This window comes from Pseudomonas sp. UBA5666, from assembly GCF_002420785.1.
GTDB classification, from domain to species: domain Bacteria; phylum Pseudomonadota; class Gammaproteobacteria; order Pseudomonadales; family Pseudomonadaceae; genus Aquipseudomonas; species Aquipseudomonas fulva.
Map to the genome: position 1 here is coordinate 177,132 of NZ_DIIQ01000044.1, position 24,277 is coordinate 201,408.

At 57.5% G+C, this 24,277-nt stretch carries 20 protein-coding genes, 1 tRNA gene and 3 pseudogenes; 12 read left to right on the forward strand and 12 right to left on the reverse strand.

Features of this window, described 5'->3' with window-relative positions; genetic code table 11:
* Positions 1–57 precede the first annotated feature (57 nt).
* Positions 58–522, forward strand: coding sequence for a DUF1348 family protein (locus tag B2Y33_RS19920; protein WP_028686954.1), 465 nt, complete (start codon positions 58–60; stop codon positions 520–522).
* A gap of 85 nt (positions 523–607) precedes the next feature.
* The gene (locus tag B2Y33_RS19925) at positions 608–1,756 is read left to right on the forward strand and encodes a M14 family metallopeptidase (protein WP_104926067.1); all 1,149 of its coding nucleotides are present in this window, start codon (positions 608–610) and stop codon (positions 1,754–1,756) included.
* A 14-nt stretch (positions 1,757–1,770) separates the two neighbouring features.
* Here B2Y33_RS19925 and B2Y33_RS19930 read toward each other — a convergent pair whose 3' ends face one another.
* The 7 genes from B2Y33_RS19930 to B2Y33_RS19960 form a co-directional block, all read right to left on the reverse strand.
* Positions 1,771–2,739, reverse strand: a complete 969-nt coding sequence (locus B2Y33_RS19930) for a Csu type fimbrial protein (RefSeq protein ID WP_128610602.1) — start codon at positions 2,737–2,739, stop codon at positions 1,771–1,773.
* Positions 2,736–5,033 (reverse strand): fimbria/pilus outer membrane usher protein, encoded by a 2,298-nt coding sequence (locus B2Y33_RS19935; protein WP_206405369.1) that lies wholly within the window; start codon positions 5,031–5,033, stop codon positions 2,736–2,738. The genes B2Y33_RS19930 and B2Y33_RS19935 overlap by 4 nt, the downstream gene beginning before the upstream one ends.
* A 99-nt stretch (positions 5,034–5,132) precedes the next feature.
* Positions 5,133–5,909 (reverse strand): fimbrial biogenesis chaperone, encoded by a 777-nt coding sequence (locus B2Y33_RS19940; RefSeq protein WP_104926065.1) that lies wholly within the window; start codon positions 5,907–5,909, stop codon positions 5,133–5,135.
* Positions 5,910–5,948: 39 nt separating this feature from the next.
* Entirely contained in the window at positions 5,949–6,452 is a 504-nt protein-coding gene (locus B2Y33_RS19945) for a Csu type fimbrial protein (protein ID WP_206405298.1), read from the reverse strand.
* A gap of 3 nt (positions 6,453–6,455) precedes the next feature.
* Positions 6,456–6,989, reverse strand: coding sequence for a Csu type fimbrial protein (locus B2Y33_RS19950; protein WP_023536078.1), 534 nt, complete (start codon positions 6,987–6,989; stop codon positions 6,456–6,458).
* 18 nt (positions 6,990–7,007) lie between these two features.
* Positions 7,008–7,544 (reverse strand): Csu type fimbrial protein, encoded by a 537-nt coding sequence (locus tag B2Y33_RS19955; protein ID WP_027914632.1) that lies wholly within the window; start codon positions 7,542–7,544, stop codon positions 7,008–7,010.
* A gap of 28 nt (positions 7,545–7,572) precedes the next feature.
* The gene (locus B2Y33_RS19960) at positions 7,573–8,100 is read right to left on the reverse strand and encodes a Csu type fimbrial protein (RefSeq protein ID WP_206405299.1); all 528 of its coding nucleotides are present in this window, start codon (positions 8,098–8,100) and stop codon (positions 7,573–7,575) included.
* A 265-nt stretch (positions 8,101–8,365) separates the two neighbouring features.
* Between B2Y33_RS19960 and B2Y33_RS19965 the strand changes: the two genes are divergently transcribed.
* The 3 genes from B2Y33_RS19965 to B2Y33_RS19975 are packed head-to-tail and all read left to right on the forward strand — an operon-like array spanning position 8,366 to position 13,486.
* Positions 8,366–10,612 carry an ATP-binding protein gene (locus B2Y33_RS19965; RefSeq protein WP_206405300.1) on the forward strand — a complete coding sequence of 749 codons (2,247 nt, stop codon included), beginning with the start codon at positions 8,366–8,368 and terminating at the stop codon, positions 10,610–10,612.
* Positions 10,613–10,626: 14 nt separating this feature from the next.
* Positions 10,627–11,085 (forward strand): response regulator, encoded by a 459-nt coding sequence (locus tag B2Y33_RS19970; RefSeq protein WP_206405301.1) that lies wholly within the window; start codon positions 10,627–10,629, stop codon positions 11,083–11,085.
* 13 nt (positions 11,086–11,098) lie between these two features.
* The gene (locus B2Y33_RS19975; protein ID WP_206405302.1) at positions 11,099–13,486 is read left to right on the forward strand and encodes a hybrid sensor histidine kinase/response regulator; all 2,388 of its coding nucleotides are present in this window, start codon (positions 11,099–11,101) and stop codon (positions 13,484–13,486) included.
* A gap of 156 nt (positions 13,487–13,642) precedes the next feature.
* Here B2Y33_RS19975 and B2Y33_RS19980 read toward each other — a convergent pair.
* Positions 13,643–13,717 (reverse strand) — tRNA-Gln (locus B2Y33_RS19980).
* Positions 13,718–13,974: 257 nt separating this feature from the next.
* Between B2Y33_RS19980 and B2Y33_RS19985 the strand changes: the two genes are divergently transcribed.
* Together B2Y33_RS19985 and zapE are read left to right on the forward strand one after the other, a co-directional pair.
* A complete protein-coding gene (locus tag B2Y33_RS19985) occupies positions 13,975–14,217 on the forward strand; it encodes a hypothetical protein (protein WP_027914627.1) in 243 nt (80 codons plus the stop codon).
* Between the two features lie 120 nt (positions 14,218–14,337).
* Positions 14,338–15,426 (forward strand): cell division protein ZapE, encoded by a 1,089-nt coding sequence (gene zapE / locus B2Y33_RS19990; RefSeq protein ID WP_206405303.1) that lies wholly within the window; start codon positions 14,338–14,340, stop codon positions 15,424–15,426.
* Positions 15,427–15,446: 20 nt separating this feature from the next.
* On the opposite strand, the pseudogene B2Y33_RS19995 reads toward zapE, so the two are convergent.
* Positions 15,447–16,640 (reverse strand): annotated as a pseudogene (locus B2Y33_RS19995) (AMP-binding protein); the annotation flags it as partial.
* 105 nt (positions 16,641–16,745) lie between these two features.
* Between B2Y33_RS19995 and B2Y33_RS20000 the strand changes: the two are divergent.
* The 4 genes from B2Y33_RS20000 to B2Y33_RS20015 are packed head-to-tail and all read left to right on the forward strand — an operon-like array spanning position 16,746 to position 21,819.
* Positions 16,746–17,894, forward strand: coding sequence for a tyrosine-type recombinase/integrase (locus B2Y33_RS20000; protein ID WP_206405304.1), 1,149 nt, complete (start codon positions 16,746–16,748; stop codon positions 17,892–17,894).
* Positions 17,887–19,545 carry a hypothetical protein gene (locus tag B2Y33_RS20005; protein WP_087535169.1) on the forward strand — a complete coding sequence of 553 codons (1,659 nt, stop codon included), beginning with the start codon at positions 17,887–17,889 and terminating at the stop codon, positions 19,543–19,545. Before B2Y33_RS20000 ends, B2Y33_RS20005 begins: the two co-directional genes overlap by 8 nt.
* On the forward strand, positions 19,545–21,434 hold the full coding sequence (locus B2Y33_RS20010; RefSeq protein ID WP_140400454.1) for an integrase: 1,890 nt from the start codon (positions 19,545–19,547) through the stop codon (positions 21,432–21,434). Before B2Y33_RS20005 ends, B2Y33_RS20010 begins: the two co-directional genes overlap by 1 nt.
* Complete coding sequence (locus B2Y33_RS20015) at positions 21,418–21,819, forward strand: TetR family transcriptional regulator (protein ID WP_288633319.1); 402 nt, start codon at positions 21,418–21,420, stop codon at positions 21,817–21,819. The genes B2Y33_RS20010 and B2Y33_RS20015 overlap by 17 nt, the downstream gene beginning before the upstream one ends.
* A 260-nt stretch (positions 21,820–22,079) precedes the next feature.
* Here B2Y33_RS20015 and B2Y33_RS20020 read toward each other — a convergent pair whose 3' ends face one another.
* A complete protein-coding gene (locus tag B2Y33_RS20020) occupies positions 22,080–22,445 on the reverse strand; it encodes a histone-like nucleoid-structuring protein, MvaT/MvaU family (RefSeq protein ID WP_087535173.1) in 366 nt (121 codons plus the stop codon).
* Between the two features lie 340 nt (positions 22,446–22,785).
* Positions 22,786–22,962: pseudogene (locus tag B2Y33_RS23305) on the reverse strand (carbohydrate porin); the annotation flags it as partial.
* Between the two features lie 169 nt (positions 22,963–23,131).
* Between B2Y33_RS23305 and B2Y33_RS20030 the strand changes: the two are divergent.
* Positions 23,132–23,365 (forward strand): annotated as a pseudogene (locus B2Y33_RS20030) (2-keto-3-deoxy-L-rhamnonate aldolase); the annotation flags it as partial.
* Positions 23,366–23,499: 134 nt separating this feature from the next.
* On the opposite strand, the gene B2Y33_RS20035 reads toward B2Y33_RS20030, so the two are convergent.
* Positions 23,500–24,258: a hypothetical protein gene (locus B2Y33_RS20035; protein WP_140400455.1), complete on the reverse strand. Its 759-nt coding sequence runs from the start codon at positions 24,256–24,258 to the stop codon at positions 23,500–23,502.
* Positions 24,259–24,277 lie beyond the last annotated feature (19 nt).

Here is a 24,277-nt window from a genome sequence, read left to right on the forward strand (position 1 = left end):
CGCTTTGCCCCTGGCACGCTACGCTTTTCGGACACATTCATGCCGAGGAGTCGAGCAATGTCCCGTCCACCCCTGCCACCCTTCACCCGCGCCAGCGCCATCGAGAAAGTCCGCCTGGCCGAAGACGGCTGGAACAGCCGCGATGCTGCCAAGGTGTCGCTGGCCTATACCCCTGATACCGTGTGGCGCAATCGCGCCGAGTTTCCCCGCGGGCGAGCCGAGGTTGAGGCTTTCCTGACCCGCAAATGGAATCGCGAGCTTGAATACCGACTGATCAAGGAGCTTTGGGCCTTCACCGACAACCGTATTGCCGTGCGCTATGCCTACGAGTACCGTGACGACAGCGGGCAATGGCACCGGGCCTATGGCAACGAGAACTGGGAGTTCGCCCCGGACGGGCTGATGCACTATCGGCACGCGAGCATCAACGAGCACCCTATCGCAGAAAGCGAGCGCAAGTTCCATTGGCCGCTAGGTCGACGGCCTGACGATCATCCTGGCCTGAGCCAGTTGGGGCTCTGAACCAAGGCCAGGCGCACGGGGGCGCGACGACGCCTGCAAGCGGTGTACAGTATTGGCACAACAACACCGCCAAGGAGCCCGCCCCATGACCGTGACGCTGTCACCGCTGCATATCGATTGCGACTTCGATTCTGGCAACATCGAAGTCATCGACGCCAGCAATCCTGCCCAGGTCCGCCTCGCCATCCGGCCGGATACCCACAGTGGCCACTACCAGTGGTTTCACTTTCGCGCCAGCGGACTGACGCCTGGGCAGAACCATCGGTTCAGCCTCGACAACGCCGCTGGCTCTTCCTACAAGAACGCCTGGAGTGGCTACAACGCAGTGGCCTCCTACGACCAGCAGACCTGGTTTCGGGTGCCGAGCCAATTCGATGGCAGTGCACTGAGCTTCGAGATCACGGCTCAGCAAGCGCAGGTCTGGTTCGCCTACTTCGAGCCCTATCCCCGTGCACGCCACAATCAATTGATCGAACGGGCGCTCGCCCTCCCGGGCATCACATTGCTGGCCAGCGGTCGCAGCGTCCAGGGTCGCGATATTCCATTACTGCGCGCAGGCGACGGCGCGGCGGGCAAGCGCAAAGTGTGGTTCATCGCCCAACAGCATCCCGGTGAGCACATGGCCGAATGGTTCATGGAGGGGCTGATCGACCGCGTGCAAGCGGGTGACGCCACTGTCCAGCAACTGCTGGAGCGCGCTGATCTGTACCTGATTCCCAACATGAATCCTGATGGTGCCTTCCTGGGCCATTTGCGCACCAATTACGCCGGCAAGGACCTGAACCGCGCCTGGCAGGACGCCAATGTCGAGCTCACTCCGGAAGTGTTCTTTGCCCAGGCGCAGATGAAGCAGCATGGCGTGGACGCCTTCATCGACGTGCACGGGGATGAAGAAATCCCCCATGTGTTCACTGCCGCATGCGAGGGCAACCCAGGTTACACCGCCCGCCTCGCCCACCTGGAGGAAACCTTTCGCAGCACACTGATGAACCTGACGGCAGACTTCCAGACCACCCACGGGTACACCCGCGACGCGCCTGGCCAGGCCAACACGACATTGGCATGCAATGCCGTGGGGATGGCTCACGACTGCTTGTCGCTGACCCTGGAGATGCCTTTCAAGGACCACGACGATGCCCCCGACCCGCACACGGGCTGGTCAGGCCTGCGCTCCAAGGCGTTGGCGAGCGCCGTATTGGATACGCTCGCCGCGATGGTAGACGACCTGCGCTGAGCCTGCCTTGTCCCTCAGAACTGTACGTCCAGTACGACGCTGTCCGAGTAGCTGGCCGCCGGCGGCGTAGCCTGATCGGTATAGACCCGGGCGCTGTAGTTGAATACCTGGCTGCCAGTGCCAGTGCCAACGCCTGGGTTGACGTCGGCGTCGGCACTGGCCCGCCTGGCGCTGCCGGTAGCGCCCCAGCGAACGGTACCTGCGCCTTTGTAGATGTCGTACGCCAGATAGTTGTTGGCGGCCGACTTCATGCGCCGCCGTCCGCTCAGCACGTTCTGCCCATCACTGAGCCCGACACTGTAGGCACTGCCTTTGGTGCAGGAGACGCTCAGGCTCTGGCTGACCGTTGCGAAGGCGCTGACCACAGGCGCAGACCCGAAGTTGATATTCGGCGTAACGATCTGGCAATCATTGGTCACCGTCAGGCTGACGGTCAGGTACTGGGTGCCTGATCCGGTATCCCTCCCGATGCACAACCCGCCCAGCGAAAGCCCTTCGCAATAGTTCCAGGTCCAATCCAGCCGGAGGGTTTCCTGATAGAGACCTGCCGCCACGTTACTCCCGATCTGGGTACGAAGGTACAACGGCACAGTCTTGGGCGTACCGTTGAGCAAACCCAGCAGATCGAGGATGCCCGTGCGTCCATATTCGAAAGCAACTCCTCGGCTGATGGGGAAGTTGGTGGTGGCGTCGGCGTACAGCGTGTACGGGATGACATCCCCCGTGGGGCCTAGCAGCCCACCCGTGGTCGGCTGTACCGTCAGCTTGAATGAGTCAGTGTTGCTGAGCACGCTCAACACCGTGCCATTGCACTGCAGGCCGGCGTTGGTTGTGGACGCCGTCTGCACGGCTGTGCGTACCTGCGTCGAATTGAGGGCACCGAACAAGGCTGGCGCGGTGGCCACCGACGCGCATTTGGCCTGGGCAGGCTCTGCGCAGAATACTAGAAACCCTGCGCAGAGCCATGCCTGGTGACGGTTCACTTGCACACCAACGGCCCGATTAACGGGATCGAACCTGTGCTTTCTGGCATGACGAAATCGACCTCACACTGCCCTCCCCCCGCCAGTTCGACCTGCACGCGATTAGTGGGCTGTAAATTTTCCAGGTAGACCAGCCCGTCCCAGCCCACCACGGCTTGCGCGCCGCTTTGCACGTGCCTGACGCGGCTCCCCAGGCCCAGCGGTCGCTGATCGCCATCCACCAGTTCCAGGCTGGCTGCTCGCACCTGCTTGAGTTCGAAGTCGAGCAGGTAACCGCTGCCGCGGCGCACGGCAACGCGCTGCTCCACCTGCGGTGCCAGAATGTCAGGCGGCAAATCCATCGGGTCTATTTCATATTTGCCCCGGTAGTAGGCACTGCTATAGGGCACAAGCAGGTGCCCACGTTTGTCGGTGCGGCCTACCGGCTGGTTTTCGTAGCGCACGGGCACATCAGCGTAACCGGAGGTGCTGACCACGACGAACGCATCATCGATGCGGTTGGCCGCGAACAGGCCGGCGTCCATCCACACGATCGAGCCGCTGGCATCGGCCCAACGGGTCATTTCTCCACTGCTGCCGTAGACACCCGCCTGCAACTGGACCGATTGCAGGCGCCAGGTGGCATCGGCCTGGCGGTAAGCCCTGCGATCGCTGCCGGTGGCATACCCGAGGTTGTAGCCCACCCCGGTGCCCACTGGAACGGCCCGGCTGTAATTGACCCGCTGTTGGTGCTGGCCCTCTTTGGTGCGTTCGATGCCCAAGGCCAGGGTGCCGGTCATGTCGAACGGAATCACCAGCTGCGCCTGCATCGCCCACTGGCGATCACCGACCTCTCGGTTAGCAGAAAGGTAAACGCTGCTGTTGCCCCATAGCGGTCTGCTGTAACTGAGGTTGATCAAACGCGTGCGGGTGCCGTCCCCTGCACGCACATCAAAATAACCTGCGCCTAGATTCCCGTACTGGTTGAGGTTCAGACTCAGCGTCACCTGCTCACTGCTCCTGCTAAGTTGCATGTCGCGCCGATCGATGCGCGTCAGGTCGGCGTAATCGCCATGGCGTTGCAGGCGCTGGTAGCTGAACCCCAGGCGTTGACTGTTGTATTGATAACCCAGGGCGGTTTGCTGACCTTGGCTACCTTCGAAACGGCTTTGAGCAAGCGCAGCATTGAGCACCCCGAACTGCCCTAAGCGCACGTTCGCCCCCAGGCCGCCGAGCATCAGGGACTCGGCCGTTTGCGCATGGGCCTCCAGCGTGAAGGTGTCGCTCAGACCGTGGCGCAGGCTGGCCGAAGCCACGCCTGGGCCGTAACCGAAGTCGCGCACCCCGTAGTCTCGCCTGAGGCTGCCGGCTGCCACCGCGTAGTCAGTCAGACCTTTTTGCAACAGGTTGCTGGTCACGTAGAACGGCAGGGTCGTGGAGACTTGCCGGCCCAGGGTGTCGGTGGTCACCACCACTGCCTCGCCAGCACCGTTGATGAAAGGGACGTTGGTCAGGGTGTAGGGGCCGGGTTGCAATTCGGTGGTGCTGGTTCGATAACCATTGATGAAAAGCTCAAGGGACGTTGGCACGGCCGCTTCGCCTGCAAAGGCGGGCAACGGGTAGGTCACAAGATCTGGCCGGGCGGCAAAGTCCCTGGACAGCTGCAGCCCACCCACGCGCACCGAGCTGCTCCAGGGCAAGGCGGCAGTGATCAGGTCGCCGGCCTCGAAGGTCAGCAACCGTTGCTCGTCGGTGAAGCGCCAGGTGGTGTCGTAACGCAGGAACCCATCACCCGTGCCACTGCGTGTCACACCGTTGAACGAATGCCGCCACTGGCCCGTGCTGGAGACGGTGCCCCAACTGTCGAACATGCGCAGCTCATTCCAGGCGGCGAGGTAGGTGCCGCTGTCGTCGGTATCGTTCAGGTACAGGTCATAATTGAACACGGCACCGAAGCTGCTGCGCGCATCGGTAGGCGGGTAAAGCGTGCGCTCACCGACTTGCTGATCCGGCAACCAGCCTGGGGGCACATCCAGCAGCAGTTGCTGGTTCTGGCTGTCATATTCGGCATGCATCCCCGCAACGGCGTCCAGCGCCACGTCGCCCGAGGGGTCGCCGGGCAGCGCAAGGCCTGCTGCACGCAGCACCTCACTGTCTATGTAAAGGCGCCCGGCTCTTTGTTGCACCGGCACCAATTCAGCCTTAGGCATCTGGTTCACCGTGAGGTCCAGGTACAAGGTGGCATCGGCAACCGCCGACAGCTCCGTGGGGGGCGGCGGCAGGTCGTCCGCCAGCACCAGGGTTGAGCCGGCCAGGGCCAGCCCCAGACACCCCAGGCGCTTCGTCGCGAACCTCTTCACGCATCGGTCCTGACCATTGTCGGGCCCTCCCTGGCCCCGTGACTTGCCTGTGACTTACCGGCCCTGGCTGATGACGGTCGCCTCACCCTGGCCGTTGACCCGCCCCTTGAGTACCCCCCCGGCACCCACGGTCAGCGGCGCCGGCCAGCGCATGCTGGCCCCAGGCAATACATAGCCCAGCAGTCCTTCTGCAACAGGCTTGGCCTGGTTGCCTTGCTGCACCACCACATCGGTCAAGCGTGCATGCACAGGGCCAGTGTTTCGCAACTCGATATACGGCTTGCCCTGAACCATGACCGGCTGCCAAGTCAGCTGCGGCTTGCCTACCCCCTGCTCGTTGCGCTCGCCGTTCGGGTCCGGGCGACCCCAGAGGCCCTCCCCGTAAACGAATAGCGGCACCGAGTAGCGCATTTGCAGGCGAATCGCGGCCGTGGTGCCGGCCTCGGCCTTGTCCACTGGCACTGCTGGCGGAATCTCATCGATGATGATGCGGTAGGCCTGTTCCTGGCCGGCGGGTGCCGCACCGGTGCGGGTCAGGCGAATGAGTTGCTTCTGACCGGGTGCGACAGTGGCGACCGGAGGGCTGCCGATGATTTCACGTTGCGCGCTGAACTGCTCCTCGAAGCGGCCTTGACGCCAGGCAAACACCCGCACTTGAAGGCTTGCCGCCACTGTGCCGCGATTCTCCAGCCACAGCGCCCCAGCCTTCTGCCCCGCTTCCAATACAGGGTCGATGGGCCAGATCAGTACGGACGTGGCGGCCAACGCCGGCTGGCCACCCACACTGCACAGCAGTAACAAGGCCCGGATCCATTTGCTGCGTGCTCTCATGTAGCCCTCCCTGGGACGGTATGTTGGCGAATCGACCGGTCACCAGGTCAATGTCACCTGGACTACGTCGGTATAGGTGCCGGCAGGCACCGTTCCGGGTAGTTGAAGCCTTCGGTAGACAGGCAACCTTACAGCTGCAGGGTCGGCATAACTCACGTTCACGTTCTGCCCAATGCCGATGCCCTGCGCCAATGCAGCATCCTGGTACAACTGGTAGGGCACTACCTGCGTGCCTCCCGTACGCTTGAGGTTTCGCATGCCTGCGTTGGCGTTCTGGCCAGCATCCAGGCTCATGCTCAACACGACCCCAGGCGTGCATTGCAGCGACACGCTCGAACCGCCCATTGCCGTACTCAACACGGCCGTGGACAAGGCCGACTGCGTACCGTAGTTCAGGGTGCCGTACTGCGTGGCGCCCCCTGTGACCAGACAACCGGCGACAACCTGCGCGTTCACCGTAAAGGTACTGGTGGTGGCTGCACCCAGCGGGCCAGCCAGCATCAGCAGACAGCCGGCAACGCTCCCTGTACGCCAGACGCGCATGTCTCAGAACGTCAGCTCGACGGCGACGGTGTCGGTATAGACACCCGCAGGCAACCCGGCCTTGCCACGCGCTTGCCCATAGAGATTGACGGTTTGCGCTACCCCGGTGCTGGTCGGCAATGTGATCGTGCCGTCGATGGCCAGCAACTGCGTGCGCCCCGCATCGGTATAGAAGTCATAGGGAACGAAATTGCCGGCGCCGTCTGCCAGAGCACGGGTGCCACCGGTGGACTGGCCATCGTGGGCGCCTGCGCGTACCCGAATGGCGGGCACCGTGCCCGCGGAACACAGCACGCTCAGTGCCCCGCCGCTGCCGCCGAGTACCTGCGCGTTGGCCGTACCGAACAAGGCATCCTGAGTACCGAAGTTGAGGCTGCCGAAATTCAGGCCTGAGGTGCCAGAACTGCCGTTGACCTGACAAGCCGCAATCAGGGTCAGTGTCGAGTTGATGGTACCTGTGACGGTGGCTGCCGGCGCCTGGGACGCCAGCGCCATGCCCAGCCCGGCGAGGATACAGCGTGAGAGGTGGGTTCGCATCGATATCTCCTTGATGGGTTACCAGTCCAGGGTCACTCTGAGGGTGTCGCGATAAAGGCCAGCGGGTAGCGCACGAGGCTGTGCGACCAGCACGCCGTAAATGGGAATAGGCATTTGCCGAGTGCTGTTGATGACAAAGGGCCGAGCCTGGCCGACCGGGTAGTGGCTGCGGCCCGCTGGATCGACAGCCAGTTGGTACGGGATCAGTTCGCGCCCATTGCTCAGGCGACGTATTCCGTCATCGCCGTTCATGCCAGCGTTGATACTCACCTTGAATGCACGCACCTCAGGCGTACAACTGATCTGCAAGCGGCCTTGGGTGCCAACGTCATCTACCCGGCTGCGAACAGGTTCTTCCCAGTTGGGGCCGCGGGCACCGAAATCCATCAATCCAGGGTTGGCCAGTGTCGCAGGTTGCGTTTCATCACTACTGATCTGGCAAGCAGCACTGATGATCAGTTGCGCCTGGATGAAGCCGGTGGTGGTGCCATGCGCCGCGCCGCCCGGTATGAGCAATGGGCCGAGCGTCAGCAGCAGCATTGATGATCGGTTCACAGCTTCACATCCTTGTGCATGGGTTTACCTACCAAGTGACCGTCACTTTGAGCAGGTCGGTATACCGCCCTGCCTCAGGGGCCCAGGCCAGCTTGTCCAACCTTGCGTACAACGGCAGGTCTACCTGGCCGCTGCCAGGCACCCGTGACGACTGCGGCTCATCGACCATCAACGGCTGGCGTCCGGCGGCATCCCGGTACAGCCGGTAGGGAATGGGTCTGGCACCGGAGCCTGAGATAGCCAGGAACCGCACGGCCCCGCTCCCACCATGCTGGCCGGCGTCCACACGTACCTGGTAAGGCGTGTCCGGATTACACGCCAGGCGGGGTACAGAGGGCCCCAACAGCGTCCCACTTCGAGGGGCCTGCGGCCCATCCAATCGTGACACTGCGCCAAAGTCGATGCGCCCAAGTGCCTGTGCACCGGCTTCCCGGGCAGGGGTGACGAGCATGCAGCCACGCTCTACCAAAACCCTCACTTCGACCAGAAAATCTGCCGCCAGGACACTGCCAACCGACAGCAGGCCCAGGAGGGCGGCAAATAAGTGCTTGTTCACGTCCGCGTCCCTGTCACTCACACTGTTTCAAGACTAGCAGCGGGCTTACCTTCAAACCGGCCGACCCACCTGTTTTTTGGTATTAGCAAAAAAGCAGTAACGGCCGTGGCCACACCTGGACGGTGCGTGGAGGCCTTCACGCGAGGTTCGTTTCAACGGCCAAAGCAAGGCAGGCCAAGCGATATTCTGATAGGGTGTATCACCACCATCCTGCCCCAGACCCATGCGGCATGCAGGGTCCCAAATGACAGGAGCGTTTTCTTCGATGACTACCGACCGAACACTTGCCCAGGCGATCGAACGTTGCGCTCAGGAGCCTATTCAAGTGCCGGGTAGCGTTCAGCCTCACGGGTTTGTCCTGGTGCTCGATCTCGAGCATCTGCAGATCCTGCAGGTGAGTGAAAACATCGTGCAGTGGCTGGGCACGCCCGCCGACACACTGCTCGGCCGCAGCTTCGACGAGATCGTCCAGGCCGGCTTCGACATGCGCCAGCACCTGGCGCGGCTGCCCGAGGACGAAGTCTTTCCTTTCCATATCGGTGATGTGCGCTTGCACGACAAAGCACCTTGGCGCAAGGAGCTCCATCTGCTGGCACACCGGCATGACCAAGTGCTGGTCGTCGAGTTCGAGCCGCTCAGAGTGCCCGAGGACTTGACTGCCCAAGGTGACTACTACCCATTGGTACGCACCTTCGTCAGCAGCCTTCATCTGGCGGGCAGCCTGGAGGAGTTGCTTGAGCAGACCGTGGCTCAGCTCAAGCGCGTGACCGGCTTCGGACGGGTCAAGGCCTATCGCTTCGATGCCGACGGCAATGGTGAGGTACTGGCCGAGGTTGCCGACCCGGGTTATCCAAGCTTCCTGGGCCTGTGCTTTCCTGCTTCGGATATACCGCGCCAGGCGCGTGAGCTCTATCGGGTCAACCGCATCCGCGTCATCGAAGATGCCAACTATCAGCCGTCACCCTTGATACCGCCGCTCAACCCAATCACTGGCAACCCGCTGGACATGAGCTTCACGAGCCTGCGTAGCGTATCGCCCGTGCACCTGCAATACATGCGCAACATGAATACACTGGCATCGATGTCCTTGTCCATCGTGGTGGATGGCCAGTTGTGGGGGCTCATCTCCTGCCATCACGCACAACCGCGACCGGTGGCTCTGCGCACGCGTACCGCTTGCGAGCTGCTGGCCAGCGTACTGTCGCTGCAGATCGAATCCCGTGAAGCCCACGCCAGCACCCGTCAGTTACTGGAACTACGCCAGTACATCGTGCGGATGATTTCTTCCATGGCCGACCACGACAGTGTCAGCGAAGGTCTGCGTGCTTTACCCGATGTACTCATGGCCTTTGCAGGCGCCCAAGGCGCTGCGATCATTTCGGCCGAGCACTGCGAGCTGGTCGGAATCACCCCGCCAGAGGCGCAGGTCAACGCGCTGGTACATTGGCTGGCCCGCCAAGGTGAGGATGTGTTCCAGACGGATAATGTACGCCGTGACGTCAGTGAGCTGCCCGAACTGGCCGAGCATGCCGGCGGCGTGCTGGCCGTGGCCATCTCTAAAATCCACTCGCACTACCTGCTGTGGTTCCGGCCTGAGCAGGTGCGCAGCGTCCAATGGGCCGGGCAGCCTACCAAGGAAATCGCACCGTTAGGCAACCTCGCGCCTCGTCATAGTTTCGAACGCTGGCAGGAGCAACTGCATGGTTACTGTGCCCCGTGGGACCCGCTGGTCATCGAAGGCGTGATGGAGTTGCGCACTGCGGTCTTGGGTATCGTGCTGCGCAAGGCTGAAGAACTGGCGCAGATGGCCAACGAATTGCGCCGCTCCAACAAGGAGCTCGAGGCCTTCTCGTACAGTGTTTCCCACGACCTGCGTGCGCCCCTGCGCCATATCGCGGGCTATACGGAGCTGCTCGGCGAGATCGAAGGCGCCGGCTTGAGTGAACGTGGCAAGCGGTTCTTGCAACACATCGGCGAGGCTGCCCATTTTGCCGGCAATCTGGTCGACAATTTGCTACATTTCTCGCAGATGGGCCGCTCTGCCCTGCGCATGTCGGACGTGGACCTCAACGCCCTGGTCGAAGCCATTCGCGCCGAACTGGCCCCCGACTACGCCGGGCGTGAGATCATCTGGGACATCGCGCAGCTGCCTCGCGCCTACGGTGACCCGGCATTCATCAACCTGGCATTGAACAACCTGGTGGCCAACGCCATCAAATACACCCGTGGACGTACACCTGCCCGTATCGAGATCACCGCAGTGCAGCATCCAACCGAGACCGAGGTCTGTGTCCGGGATAATGGCGTGGGCTTCGACATGGCCTATGCCAACAAGCTGTCCGGCGTCTTCCAGCGTTTGCATCGCATGGAGGATTTCGAAGGTACGGGCATCGGCCTGGCCAGTGTTCGCCGCATCATTGAAAGGCACGATGGCCGTGTCTGGGCCGAAGGCCAGATCGACAAAGGCGCCAGTTTTCATTTCACATTACCGCGCCCATCCGCGACGCACTGAGGCACCGCACTATCATGCTAAAACCCATCCTGCTGGTCGAGGACAACCCTCGAGACCTGGAGCTGACGCTCCTGGCCCTGGAACGCAGCCAGTTGGCCAATGAAGTCATCGTGCTGCGTGACGGCGCAGATGCCCTGGATTACCTGTTGCGCCGCGAGGCCTACGCCGACCGCGACGACGGCAACCCTGCCGTGATCTTGCTCGACCTCAAGCTGCCGAAAGTCGATGGCCTGGAAGTACTGAAGGCGTTGCGTGCCTCCCCGGATCTGCGCAGTATTCCGACCGTGATGCTGACTTCGTCCCGCGAAGAGCCCGACCTGCTGCGCGCTTACGAACTGGGCGTCAACGCCTACGTGGTCAAACCCGTCGAGTTCAAGGAGTTCGTTGCCGCCATTTCCGACCTGGGCATCTTTTGGGCAGTACTCAACGAGCCACCACCCGGCTCGTTGCGCTTGAACCGTCGCGGCAACTGAGGCCTGCACCACGATGCAGTCTACCCCGCTGAACCTACTGATGATCGAAGACAGCTCGATGGACGCCGAGCTCACCCTGATGCGCCTCGAGCGTAGTGGGCTGCGCATCCAGTCTCACCTGGTCTTCGATCACAACGGCGTCGAGCATGCCCTTCGCGAAGGGCACTATGACCTGATTCTGTGTGATTGCGTACTGCCTGGTTCATCCGGCACCGAAGTGCTTTCGATAGCCCAGCGCCTGGCCCCTGATGTGCCCTTCATTTTCCTCTCCGGTATCTATGGAGAGGAACATGCGGTAGAGATGATCCGCCTGGGCGCCACCGATTACGTGCTCAAGAAAAACCTGCCGCTGTTGCCCAAGGCTGTGCGCCGTGCACTCACCGAGGTGCAGGAGCGCCAGCGCAGACGCCGTGCCGAAGAGGCCTTGGCGGAGGTTGAAGCACGCGCGCGCATCGCTATCACCGCTGCGGGCATGGGGACCTGGGACTTGAGGCCTCAGGAGGGCCTGCTGGCGTGGGATGAACGCTGCAAGGCGTTGTTCGGCCTGCCGCTGGACACCGAGATGAGCCTGGAGGTGTTCTACGCTGGCATCTATCCAGACGACGTCGAGATGGTTCGCAAAGCTGTCGACTTGGCCATGCTTCCTGAAAGTGGCGGCAACTATCGCATGGAGTTTCGCATCGTGCCGCCCGATGGCCAAGAGCCACGGTGGGTACTGAGCAGTGGCCAGAGCCAGTTCGTGGACGGCAAGTGCGTGCGTTTTTCAGGCGTTCTTCAGGATGTTCACACCCAGCGCGTGGCCACTCAGGCATTGCGCCAACTCAACGAAATGCTCGGCGAGCGCGTCGAGCGACGTACCCGTGAGCGCGATCGTGCCTGGGAGCTCTCCCAGGACCTGCTGGCTGTGCTCAACCACGACTTGACACCGGTGGCGCTAAACCCGGCCTGGGAAGCCAGCCTGGGCCTTTCGCGGGAACGCCTGAGCCAGTCTTCGCTGCTGCACCTGTTGCCGGAGGCCGATCAGGAACTGCTGCTGACGGAGCTGGCGTCGCTGGCCCATGGGCGCACCAGCGCCCGATTCGTTGGCCGGATTCTCCACGCAGGCGGCCAGCAGCGCTGGCTGTCATGGGTCGTGGTACCCGAAGACACCCTGCTCTACGTGGTCGCGCGGGACATTACCAGCGAACGTGAAACTGCAATGGGCTTGGCCGAAGCCAACGCCCGTCTGCGTGAGCAAATCAGCGAGCGTGAGCGTATCGAGGCCGCCCTGCAACAGATGCAGCGCCTGGAGGCGGTGGGCCAGCTCACCGCGGGCGTGGCCCACGACTTCAACAACTTGCTTACCGTGATCCTGACCGGGGCGAGCTTTCTGGAGCGCGACCTGGTGAAGGCCGATGTCGAGAAGGCACGAACCCGGCTTACCCATATCAGGGAAGCGGGTGAACGCGGAGCCAAGCTGACCTCGCAATTGCTGGCATTTTCCAGGCGCCAACGGCTCGAACCTGTGCCGCTGAACCTGAACCGCACGCTTGATGGCCTCGAAGAACTGCTACGCCGCACCCTGGGCGGCAATGTCTCCGTACGCCTGGATCTGGACAAATCGCTCTGGCAGGCGCTTACAGACCCGACCCAGACCGAGATGATCATCCTGAACCTTGCGATCAACGCCCGCGATGCCATGCCGGAGGGTGGGCAATTGACCTTGTCCACGCGCAACACGCGCATTGACGACTTGCCACGCCGCCCGGAAGATCCGGACCCTGGCGAGTACGTCATGATGAGCATTCGCGACACGGGGTGCGGCATGAGCGAAGAGGTACTGGCCAAGGTCTTCGAACCGTTCTTCACCACCAAGGACATCGGCAAGGGCTCTGGCCTGGGCCTGGCGCAGGTCTTCGGGTTTGCCAAGCAGTCGGGCGGCGGTGTGCGTATTGATACCGCACCGGGTAACGGTACCGAAGTGGCCGTCTATTTGCCTGCGGTAAAGGACCAGGTCGCTAGCGAACCGGAACCGCTGCCATCGACCCATACCATTACCGAAAGCGGTTACAACCGTAACGTGCTGCTGGTGGATGACGACCATCTGGTGCGCGACATGCTGGGCGATGTCCTGCGCCAATATGGGTACCAGGTTCGCCAGGCACACAGTGGGGAGCAGGCACTGGCCCTGCTGGACGATGATATCGACTTGCTACTCACCGACTTCGCCATGCCTGAGTTCAATGGCGCTCAGCTGGCCATGGCGGCGAGAGAGCGCTACCCCAAGCTGCGCGTGGTGTTCCTTACGGGTTATGCGGAGCTTCAAGGGCTAGACCTGCCCGATAGCCTGGTCATTCAAAAGCCAGTACAAGCTGACGAACTCGCCAGGGCACTGAACGAGATGCTGGGTACAGCGACCTGAAGCATTGCGCCACGGTTCGCCCAGCGCGGCTTCCGAGAGGAGGTGCATTACAAGATGCGCCTCTCGATCAAAAGCCACTTGCCAAAAAATCCCGAATCGCAGAAACGACGAATTCAGCGCTGGTAGCCCATGCACTGAAAAAGAAATGTAGAAAAATGGCAGGGGCGGCTGGATTCGAACCAACGCATGGCAGGATCAAAACCTGCTGCCTTACCGCTTGGCGACGCCCCTGTATCGGATGCAGCTGAAGCTGCTCTGAAGATTCCAAGTAACTGACAACGCGTTGTTGTCTTGGAATGCGCGGCACTTTATCAACAATGTTTGGGTTTGGGAAGCCCTCTGATAAAAAAATTACCAAAAAACAGCGAGTTAGTCTTCAGCAGCGGTTGAGCGCTACCGTTCGTCGCATTCCTGCCCCTTCTCGTCAACGCAATCGCAAACCTTCATTCCAATGGTTATCGCCACTGTCATGCCCCAAGGAGGATGCCATGCCCGTATCACACGATTTGTACCAAGACCTGCACTACCCTCGCGAAATCGTTCAGCAACGTCGCCAGACCGATAAGGACCTGGACCGTTTGCTCGACGAATACGTCGACATCGATAACCAGGTGCTGGCCGCCGAATCCATCTCGGCAGGCAATTTCGAGGACGACGACCTTCGTCGCCTCAAGGAGCGCCGGTTGGCCGTGAAATACATGATCGAGAGTCAGCTGCAACTCAAAGCATGAGCTGCCCGTAGGCTGTGACCTATCGCAGCAAGCGATCAGTCGGTGTCACTTTCTCGATTGGTCACACAGCCCAGGCTGGTGCAAGATCCTCGCTACCGTCTGTTACAAGGAAACGAGCCATTGCCCGCCTGGTTACCTGCCCCGCTGCGCCACCTTGGCAAGCGCCTTCGTCATCGTGCAGTGGCGCCGAGCAACGATTTGGCTGCCGCCTTCGATGACAAGGCGCGTCGATGCGGCTTCACGCTTAGCGAGAGCCAACGTCAGGCCATCATCTGCCTGTCCCAGCAGGTCGAACAGCACAGGACGGGGCAAGCGACGGGCGTGTACCTATATGGCCCGGTCGGTCGGGGTAAAAGCTGGTTACTCGACAGCTTTTTTCAATGGGTGCCCAACCCATCGAAACTGCGCTGGCACTTCCACGACTTCTTTGCCCGCCTGCATCACGGCGTGCACCGCCACCAAGCGACGGGCAATGCCATTGGCATCACGCTCGACGAGTTGATCGGACAAAACGACATCCTGTGCTTCGACGAATTTCATGTGCATGACATTGGTGATGCCATGCTACTGACTCGATTGTTCGAGGCCCTGTTCGCACGGGGCACGTTGCTGGTGCTCACCAGCAACTACGCACCTGAGGGGCTGTTGCCCAATCCGCTTTACCATCAGCGGTTCCAGCCTGTGATCGACCTGATCAACCATTGCATGGTCATCAGGGAAGTCGGCGGTGAAACGGATTTTCGCAGCCTGCCGGTCAACCGGGCGCTGCAACGTTTCACGCAGGGCCGTTATGTCTGGCCCGGGACCGGTGCGCAGCGCCAGTCCCTGCACATGCCGAAGGGCCACGGCGATACCCTCATGGTCAATAATCGCCCACTACGCGTGCAGGGCGCTGAGGGTGACCAGATCAGGTTCACCTTCGAAGACCTGTGCGAGCAGCCCACAGCCGTGATCGATTATCTGGCATTGGCTCGGCGATATTCGCACTGGATCATCGAGGGCCTGGACGGTTTGGAGGCGTGTTCGATTGCTGCCCAGCAGCGTTTCGTCAACGTGGTGGACGTGCTCTACGACCAGGATCGGCAACTGACCCTCATTGGCTCGCGCCCGCTGGCGGAAAGTCTCGAGGGATCGCTGCCAGACCTGATGCGCACCCGCAGTCGCCTTGGCCAGCTACAGCAAATGGGCCCCGCAGGCGCCGAAGGCTGAGCAGGGTCGGATTTGCCTTCTCAGCTTGCCCGCGCAAGCCCTGACAGCACCGCTTCGATTTCTTGGAGCACTGCCGGATCGTCCACTGTAGAAGGCGGCGTGTACGCTTGGCCATCGGCGATCTTGCGCAGCACCGCGCGAAGAATCTTGCCAGATCGGGTCTTGGGCAGACGCTTGACCAATCGGACTTGATTGAAGCAGGCCAAGGCGCCAATCTCCTCGCGGACGCTGGCCACGAGATCGACCAGCAGCTGCGATTCAACGATGCCGGCGCCGTCCTTGAGCACCACCAATGCCAATGGCACCTGCCCTTTGATGTCATCGTGAACGCCGATCACTGCACACTCGGCGACAGCAGCATGACGCGCGACTAGATCCTCCATCTCACCTGTAGAAAGACGATGCCCGGAAACGTTGATCACATCGTCCGTGCGACCCATGATGTAGACGAACCCGTCTTCATCGAGATACCCGCCGTCACCTGTGTGATAGTAGCCAGGGTACGTGCTCAAGTAGGCCTGGACATAGCGCGAGTGATCGCCCCACAACGTCTGGCTGCAGCCTGGCGGCAACGGCAGGGCGATGACGATTGCGCCCTGGTGATTGGGGCCGGCCAGATGCCCTTCGTCATCCAGCACCTGCACGTGGTACCCAGGCACCGCACGATTGCTCGACCCTGCTCTTGCCGCGCTCCCCTCGAGCCCCACGCAGGGCGCAGTCACCGGCCAGCCGGTCTCGGTCTGCCACCAGTGATCATGCACCGGCTTGCCGCTTACCCGTTCCAGCCATTGATGGGTACTGGAATCGAGTTTTTCGCCTGCCAGGAACAACTGGCGCAGTGAACTCAGGTCATGCTTGCGCAGCAGTTCGGCGTCAGGGTCCTCCTTGCGGATGGCACGCATGGCTGTGGGCGCACAGAACAGCGCATTGACCTTGTACTGCTCCACTACGCGCCAGTAGGCAGAAGCATCCGGCGTGCGGATGGGCTTGCCTTCGTAGAAGACGCTCGTGCAGCCGCACATCAGCGGCCCATACACGATCAACGAGTGCCCCACCACCCAGCCCACGTCGGAGATACCCCACCAGACATCGCCTGGCTGCATGCCGTAGACGGTGCGCATGGCATAGTGCAGCGCAACGGCATTACCGCCATTCTCGCGAACGATGCCTTTGGGTTTACCGGTGGTTCCTGAGGTGTACATGATGTTATGGGGCGTACCATCTGTTAGGTGAAGTGCTAGCATCTCCTCATACCCACCCCACTCAGCTGGCTAGCCCCAGCCACCTCCCACGAAATCTGCTCTTGAAAGGACCTACTCATGCACCTGATCTGGGCAACCGAGGATTATCAGCTCTCAGGCCGTCCCCTAGCTGGGATGCCAATTCTCCTATGGGACACAATGGAGAGCTGCATCCCTGTAAATGACTTTTACAGAAGTCACCTGACAAGAGCACAAATAAGCTCAGGTGATTCATGGAACGCAACTGGCCAGGCTCTTTACGACTTCTTCTCATTTTTACAGGCCCACAACCTAGACTGGTGGGACGTAGATAGAGAGGAGTCCAAAACACTACTAAGCGCGTATCGCGATTATTGCTTCACTGAGCACAATCACGGAAGAAACACAGTCAGACACCGCATGCATTACGTCTGTAAATTCTATGAATATGCGTATAAAAGGAACTGGATTTCAAACCTCCCCCACGACTTCGAAGTTAGATCCGCAAAGACCGGAAGCGGGTTCTTAGCTCACGTTGACGCGCGCGGCAACAAGGTAAAAGCTAACGATGCGATGCCCCGCAAGCTTAAAACCCTCCCAAAATATTTAACTAGAGACCAGATCAAAGCATTCATTAGCTCCATTCAAAACGTACACCACCGAATGCTCGTAAGCTTTGCGCTGCGCACGGGTCTGCGCCGGATGGAGCTTGCCACCATCCCTATTGATTACATCAAAAAAGCATTGCGCGACCGGGGAAAAACTCGAAATATTTTCCTCCGCCTTGATCCATCTGACGGGTTTGGGATAAAAACTAAAAGAGGTACAATTAGAGATGTATACGTGAGTCGAAAATTCCTACTTCAAGTTGACCAGTACATTACTCAGCATCGCGGCGAAAGATGCTCACTAGGGGCTGGCGACAGCGGAAGACTGTTTCTGAACCAAAATGGCCAGCCTTACGCCAATGAAGGAAAAGGGTTAGAAAAAATTGTGCGTGACATCGGAAAAAAAATAGGGTTGGATGTACACCCACACATGCTGCGACACTCTTACGCCACCCACACGTTGATTTCTTTGCAGCGGTCCCGACTCGACCTAGACCCACTAATCTATCTGAGCAGCCAACTTGGCCACAGCTCGATAGAAACAACCAGAATCTACTTACACATTGCAAATGATTACGTCGACAATGCTGTACTCCAGTATGACGACGAACTGAATGAAATAGGATCAGCTGATGGGTAGAAAAAAGAAATTCAGCACTACCGACATATCCATTCCTGAGATAGACGGTAGCCTCAAATTCAAGAACCCAAGCATTCAGGAACTCATTGCTAATCCGATTGTGGAAATACCACCTAACACCTTCCAACGGGCAAGCCTCAGCTTTGCGGAGTGGTACGGCGGAAAAATTGATGCAATCACCTATATCTGCCACGTTCAAATTCTTCGTTTTTTTGCCAAACAAGATAAGGAACTGGAAGTATATACAGTATGCTCAGTCTACACCTCAATCACGAGGATGCTTGATTTTGCGGCGCTACGAGCTAATGCCCTAGATAGCATCCTCACACCACAAGATATCAATCGCCAGTTCCTCGATGAGTTCATTCGCCACCTATCAAGCCACGGAGGGGCTATCACCTCTCATCGTAATCACTACGCTCATGTTAAGTGCTTACTGGTACCGCTGGGGCGCCGTGGCATCATAGAAGTTGTTACTCATGGGAAAGACAAGACCTTTCCAACGAATCCCTTCCCGAATAGCAACAAACTTCAGCAGGGCGAGACACCACTCACCAACAAAGAAAAAAAAGCAGCCATTAAGGCACTGCGAGCAGCAATTCTTCCGATTTGGGATCTTCACCAACCACTCACAAGCGATCTGATTAGCTATTGTTTGTTGGTAGTTGCGTTTCACACGGGACGAAACACGACACCGCTACGTGAGATGACATCCGACTGCCTCAGGCCGCACCCTAAAGATAATACATATTTCCTATCTCTCTGGAAGAACCGCGGACACAATACGAGCAAAATAATACTACAAAGCAACAACGATGGCGAAGGAGGAACGGAGTCAACGACTTCAATTAGGTTCAGTGTCGAGCGTTTAATACGGCAAGTCATTTTCAGAACCGCCTTACTTCGCAATCAGCATCCAGAATTCGATGACTGCATTTGGTTGTATCATAGCCAAGAATATCAAACCGTGGGCACTGTCAAGCGGCTGTCCCCCCGAGCAATAAGCTCGGCAACCACAAAGCTAGTGTCAACGCATGGACTAACCGACGCAAATGGGGACCCCCTCAGACTGAATATCAGCCGTTTCAGAAAGACATTTGCGAACCGGGTTTATGAAATTCTAGACGGTGATATTTATGGGGTCGCAAGTGCATTAGGCAATACCGCCAGGGTAACAGATACTAACTATTTGGCAGCATCACTGGAAAGCAAAAAGAAATGGCGATTTATGGGGGAAATTCTGGTGAGCGAATTGCTGACAAAAACAATTGGAGCCACCTATCACCAAACTCCCGTTGCGAAGTGCTCCAATGGCAGCAACACCCCGGACCCGAACGAGAAGCAAGGGCTCTGCACTAGCTTTCTTAATTGTTTAAGATGTAGGCACTTTGTGATTACTGCTGAAGATCTCTATAAGCTTTTCAGCTTTTACTTTCGGATATACAGTGAGCGCAATATAATCTCGAAACACCGCTGGGAAAAGGAACTCTCCCACATACCCAGGCTTATTGATATTTATGTAATCGCGGAAGGCCTCCGCCGGGGTATTTTCAAGCAGCAACAGGTTGATGACGCTAAAGCTCTTGCTCACAAAAACCCTCATCCATTTTGGAGCGCCGATACAATCCCCACCCTAGAGGTAATTGCGTAATGGAATCTATTGCACCCCCTTCCGAGCCATTTTTCCCCAAACCAGTGGACTTCAGCAAAACCTCGATTGACTACCAGAACCGTCTAATAGTGTCTGCCGTAGTGATTGACGGCGAGTTTGTTATTTTAAGTCGTTTCGGCGACGACACCTGGCACTTTAACAACACCCCAACCAACACAGGAAAATATCCATCCTCGATTCAGTTTGAAATCTACCCTGAAGTTTACCGACAAACAATAAAAGAAGTTGCCTTCTGCTATTTAACTCGCGGCCGTGACAGCCGACGCAAAGCTCAAGAAAGTTCAGCCCATCGATTTGTAGTATCCCTGAATCCTTTCATTAAATATTTGGAAAGACTAGGACTACCTGACATTCAAAAACTTCAACAACCCATATTCAGCAACTTCGTGCATGAAAGCAGAAGCTTGATCAGCGACATTACAAAAAAACCACTCGGCAAATCGGCCCTTGTACAACGCTTCGTAGGAGTTGAGGCGCTTTATGAGTTGAGCCAGTATACCAAAACGCCCTTGATCGAACATCCTTGGCCAGACTCTTCAGCTGTGATTCTTGCGAATAGAACTGGGGCAAACGCCCCTCACAAACACCAGAGCTTAACACCACTGATCCCAGACGACATTTTCTGTGCAATGTTCAAAAAAGCACATGATCAGGTAGAGAAGGCTGATTACTTGCTCAACCTGAGAGACGAAATGGAGAAGATAAATAAATTGCCAATCACTGAGGGAAAACAACGAACCCTAAAAAACAAAACGCTTTTGAAATTAGGTTACCCCCACAAACCTTTTGATCTAAGAAAAGAACTAACTGACCTTCGAACTTCTTGCTACATCATTATCGCTGCGACATCAGGATGTCGCAATCATGAGCTAGCTAATCTACAGAACGGATCTCATCATAAAACCGAAGATGATGATGGCGAAATATATCATTGGATGAGAGCCGTGTCGGAAAAAACCTATGCTGGACCTTCCGACTGGATGGTACCACCCGTTGCCGTCCGAGCGATTCGAATAATGGAGCGGTGGGCGGAGCCCTATCAAAAGAAGATTGCAATAGAGATTGCAGCACGACGCAAAGCCAATCCTCGCGATCCGGAAATAGCACGTGCCGCGAAGCATGCTAAAGCGTTGTTTCTTGCAACCAACAAATCTGGAGGTGTTGAAGGATGCCGTTCCCTCGGCAACTCAGGGTGGAATGTTCGCCTTCAAGAGTTTGTTGATAGTGCGGGATTGAACTGGGAAATAACAACGCACCAGTTTCGTCGAAAATTTGCAAACTATGCTGCCCACAGCAAATTTGGCGACCTCCGCTATTTGAAAGAACATTTCAAGCACTGGTCCATGGACATGACTCTGCTATACGCGATGGATGATACTTGGGGTCAACACTTTGACCTTGACTTGCTTTTCGAGGTAGAGAGTGAGGAGCAATTGATTAAAGAGGGAGTGGTTTCGCAGTGGATCGACGAGAAAAATCTCGGAGGCGGGTACGGTCGAAGCCTGAAAGGCTGGCAACGCGATCCCCTGAATCTGGCAATTTTTCCGGATCACGCGACGATGATCAAATCGATTGCTGAGAGCACTGCGATCCGAAGCAATGGCCATTCATGGTGTACAGCCGATGACACCGGGTGCGTTGGAAATACCGTGGAACGGAGCCGCTGCGGTGACTGTACCAACGCGGTTATTGGCAAGGAGCACGCGCCCATCTATCAAGCACTCTATGGCAACCTACAGAATCTTCTCGACTGTAAGGACATTGGCGAGCCAGGTATCATACGCGTCAACAGGGATCTCAAGCGTTACGCCGCAGTGCTTGGTGATCTTGGTATCAATGTGGAGACTAACCTTGGACAAGCCACGTAAGCCGCATCAAGACCGAGAAAAAGAAATCTTGCTGGCTGCGGCCGCCATCGAGAAGGGCCGATCCAAGATTGGTGAAACTAAGGTCAGCATCTCGGCCGTAGCTCGCGAGCTTGGAATTTCGCCAGCCCTCATTCACAACCATTATCCAAAAGCTGCCGAAGACATCCGTCTGCGCCAGGGTAGATCTAGCCGTATGCAGCGTGACGTGAAACACGATCAGCTGAAGGAAGAGCGGAAAAAAAGCGCGGATTACCGAGAAGAGATCAAAGAACTTCGCCTTCAGGTCGCGAAACTGGCCTCACTGAATGAAATGCTTGTCCTCGAAAACCGAAAACTGAAAGCGCAAATGGAAAACTCGAACATCGTCGACATTAGGAAAAACTGACTCGGATGTGCCCTCAGAGCCCAGCCCGCCTAGACCTGCGCTCCTCAGCCTATCGATCAGAGACTGCGGACCACGAGCGTGCAAGCCCCCGCATTCATAGATGATTACGGCTGTGTTCAAGTCACCCAGGCGTGGTGAAGGGACCGTAGATGCAGACTATGAATCTATTTACCCGTTCCACGGAAATTACCCAGGGGGCTGGTGCTCCGAAAGCTCGTATGAGCCCCTCTTCCTTCAAAATCCCTTCAGCATGATACGTATCAGCGCGTGAGCCAAGATTCCACGGTATCCGAACCATGCTCCTGCTTCCACTGCTTCAGAAGACGATGATTGCCGCCCTTCGTCTCAATCACTTCACCATTGTGAGGATTTTTGTAAATTTTGACTTCCCGAACTTTCCGCTGAAGCTTCGGAGCAGGCGCTCCAGAGGCTCGACGGGCGGACTTGGGATCGAGGATATTAATCACGTCCCGCAAGCTAAACCCGTAGGTCTCCAACAGCGAGCGAAGCTTTTTTTCGAATTCGATTTCTTCTTTCAAGCCAGCGTCATTCTTCAGATTTTCCAGCTCGGCGAGCTGCGCAGCCAAATTGCGCTCAAGTTCCCGAAACTCTGCAAGTCGAGACATAAAAAATATTCCTTATGCTGGATGATAAAGTTGCATAGTAGACGTTTTGCTAGCTCGCTGCACTCGTTTGAGAGTGCCCCAACCCATGCCTCGACCTAGGCCAACCTGTGCAATGAAATCAACGTCGGATGACACTGGCGCCCTAACATTCGATTTGATTTACCAATCATTCGCCAAGGCTCTGTACGTTGAATACGGGAATATGAGCAACTGGAGGCCAGTCGAGAGCCGCGTCATCGCGTGCGAGAGATCAGGAGGAGGCTTGCACCTTCCCCCCTAGCATCATCCACAGCCTTAACTACCTGGATGGCGTACGAGCTGTGAGTTCGGTCGAACCTTCATCCTTGGAGTCAGTACTGCTGTAGTTATACCCTGCGCGATATTCACCCGGTAGGCCACCGAGTCGCGGCTGCCGTTCGATCTCCACAGGTAGCATGGCACCCTTTGTGCCGCTACCGCTGAGTTTGAAGCCGTTGCGTGATTCGGTGTTGGAGTGGTTCTCCTCGTACACGCCAAGTCCTGGTGCGCCAGAAGCCTGCTGAGCAGCGACGATGAACGCATCGCTCGGTTGGTGGCGGTGTAAACCGTCGAAGACGCGCACTGGCCCGTCCGTCCCGTGAAATGGGCCAGCAAGCCGACTGTTATTCTCAGCACGCTTGAAGTAAGGCAGTAAATCCTTGTAGCTCCACCCAGAAGTCCAGGCAATCATTGAAGATTCTATTATCAGGATTGGCAAGGCACGCAAAGCCGGGAATCCTCACCACCGACCAAAAACTGGCTCGTCGTTAGATTGAGCTGGGGGCTATCTTCGTGGCAGTAGAGGTGTAGACAGGACAGTGCTAATGCGAGGCCTACACGCCCTCGCTGGCAAGTTCAAGGAAAGCACTGTGACCAGCAGCGCTGGTGGCGGCGTGTACTGAGCCTTGCAGAATACAAAAGGGGCGCATTTGCGCCTCTTCTGATCTAAAAATTGATATTGAATTAGCAAGTAGCATCAAAAAGGATCTAGCAGGGACCGTACGCGTCAATAAGAAGCTATAAGAACAGATATACTCTAGAGAGTCCTTTCTACCTTTTCTGGCGGCACAATGCCACAACGCTCATAAGGCGCATTACTGACCAAGCGAACCGTGGTGAAATACGGATATAGGTTTTGTACTTCCCGAGCGGTGCAATTTGTGGTTTCCACATTTGCTCCCTGCTGGAAAGCCCACCATGTGAGACTAGTTAAGGGCTCTATATCCTCATATCCCCCCTTGCGCGCACTAACGTAGCGAGTCAACCTGCTTATATACATTGGGAGATCTGCAACAGCTATACCGCCGATTCGATATCTAGCCGCATGAAATCCAAGCCAAAGACGATCGTCGTACAAAATCCTGTCTTTACCTGCTAAAATCATCCAAATGCATGCTGACTGACACTCCCCTTCAATGTAATTTCCAGCAGCGCCCTCCAACCGATACTTGAGTGCCAAGCAAGTTTCCAAACTGTGAGAAAAAATGGCGTCGGCGATTTCCATCGCACTGTCGCTTACGCCCCCTCTCGACGACACACATACTTTTTGAATTTCAGGATGCGCAGCAATCAATTCCTCTAGTTCTTTTTTTACCCGCCGCGCACCTAGTTCATTTACCTTTCCATGAACCAAAAAAACCTCATCAGCGCAACCACCTACCTCACACACCCTCGCTCTACTGATTGAAGTTTCCGGCCATACGAACCAGGCGACAAAACCTGCATGTAAACAAAGGAAGACAGCAATAATTGCTATATGCATTCCACTTATCGGCAGCTTACCAAATCGAAACAAGTCGTAATCCTTCTAATCC

Bases quoted from the DNA above. Each gene is read 5' to 3' on its own strand.
- B2Y33_RS19920 (WP_028686954.1), top strand. From the start codon at position 58: ATGTCCCGTCCACCCCTGCCACCCTTCACCCGCGCCAGCGCCATCGAG.
- B2Y33_RS19925 (WP_104926067.1), top strand. From the start codon at position 608: ATGACCGTGACGCTGTCACCGCTGCATATCGATTGCGACTTCGATTCT.
- B2Y33_RS19940 (WP_104926065.1), bottom strand. From the start codon at position 5,909: ATGAGAGCACGCAGCAAATGGATCCGGGCCTTGTTACTGCTGTGCAGT.
- B2Y33_RS19945 (WP_206405298.1), bottom strand. From the start codon at position 6,452: ATGCGCGTCTGGCGTACAGGGAGCGTTGCCGGCTGTCTGCTGATGCTG.
- B2Y33_RS19950 (WP_023536078.1), bottom strand. From the start codon at position 6,989: ATGCGAACCCACCTCTCACGCTGTATCCTCGCCGGGCTGGGCATGGCG.
- B2Y33_RS19965 (WP_206405300.1), top strand. From the start codon at position 8,366: ATGACTACCGACCGAACACTTGCCCAGGCGATCGAACGTTGCGCTCAG.
- B2Y33_RS19970 (WP_206405301.1), top strand. From the start codon at position 10,627: ATGCTAAAACCCATCCTGCTGGTCGAGGACAACCCTCGAGACCTGGAG.
- B2Y33_RS19975 (WP_206405302.1), top strand. From the start codon at position 11,099: ATGCAGTCTACCCCGCTGAACCTACTGATGATCGAAGACAGCTCGATG.
- B2Y33_RS19985 (WP_027914627.1), top strand. From the start codon at position 13,975: ATGCCCGTATCACACGATTTGTACCAAGACCTGCACTACCCTCGCGAA.
- B2Y33_RS20000 (WP_206405304.1), top strand. From the start codon at position 16,746: ATGCACCTGATCTGGGCAACCGAGGATTATCAGCTCTCAGGCCGTCCC.
- B2Y33_RS20005 (WP_087535169.1), top strand. From the start codon at position 17,887: ATGGGTAGAAAAAAGAAATTCAGCACTACCGACATATCCATTCCTGAG.
- B2Y33_RS20010 (WP_140400454.1), top strand. From the start codon at position 19,545: ATGGAATCTATTGCACCCCCTTCCGAGCCATTTTTCCCCAAACCAGTG.
- B2Y33_RS20020 (WP_087535173.1), bottom strand. From the start codon at position 22,445: ATGTCTCGACTTGCAGAGTTTCGGGAACTTGAGCGCAATTTGGCTGCG.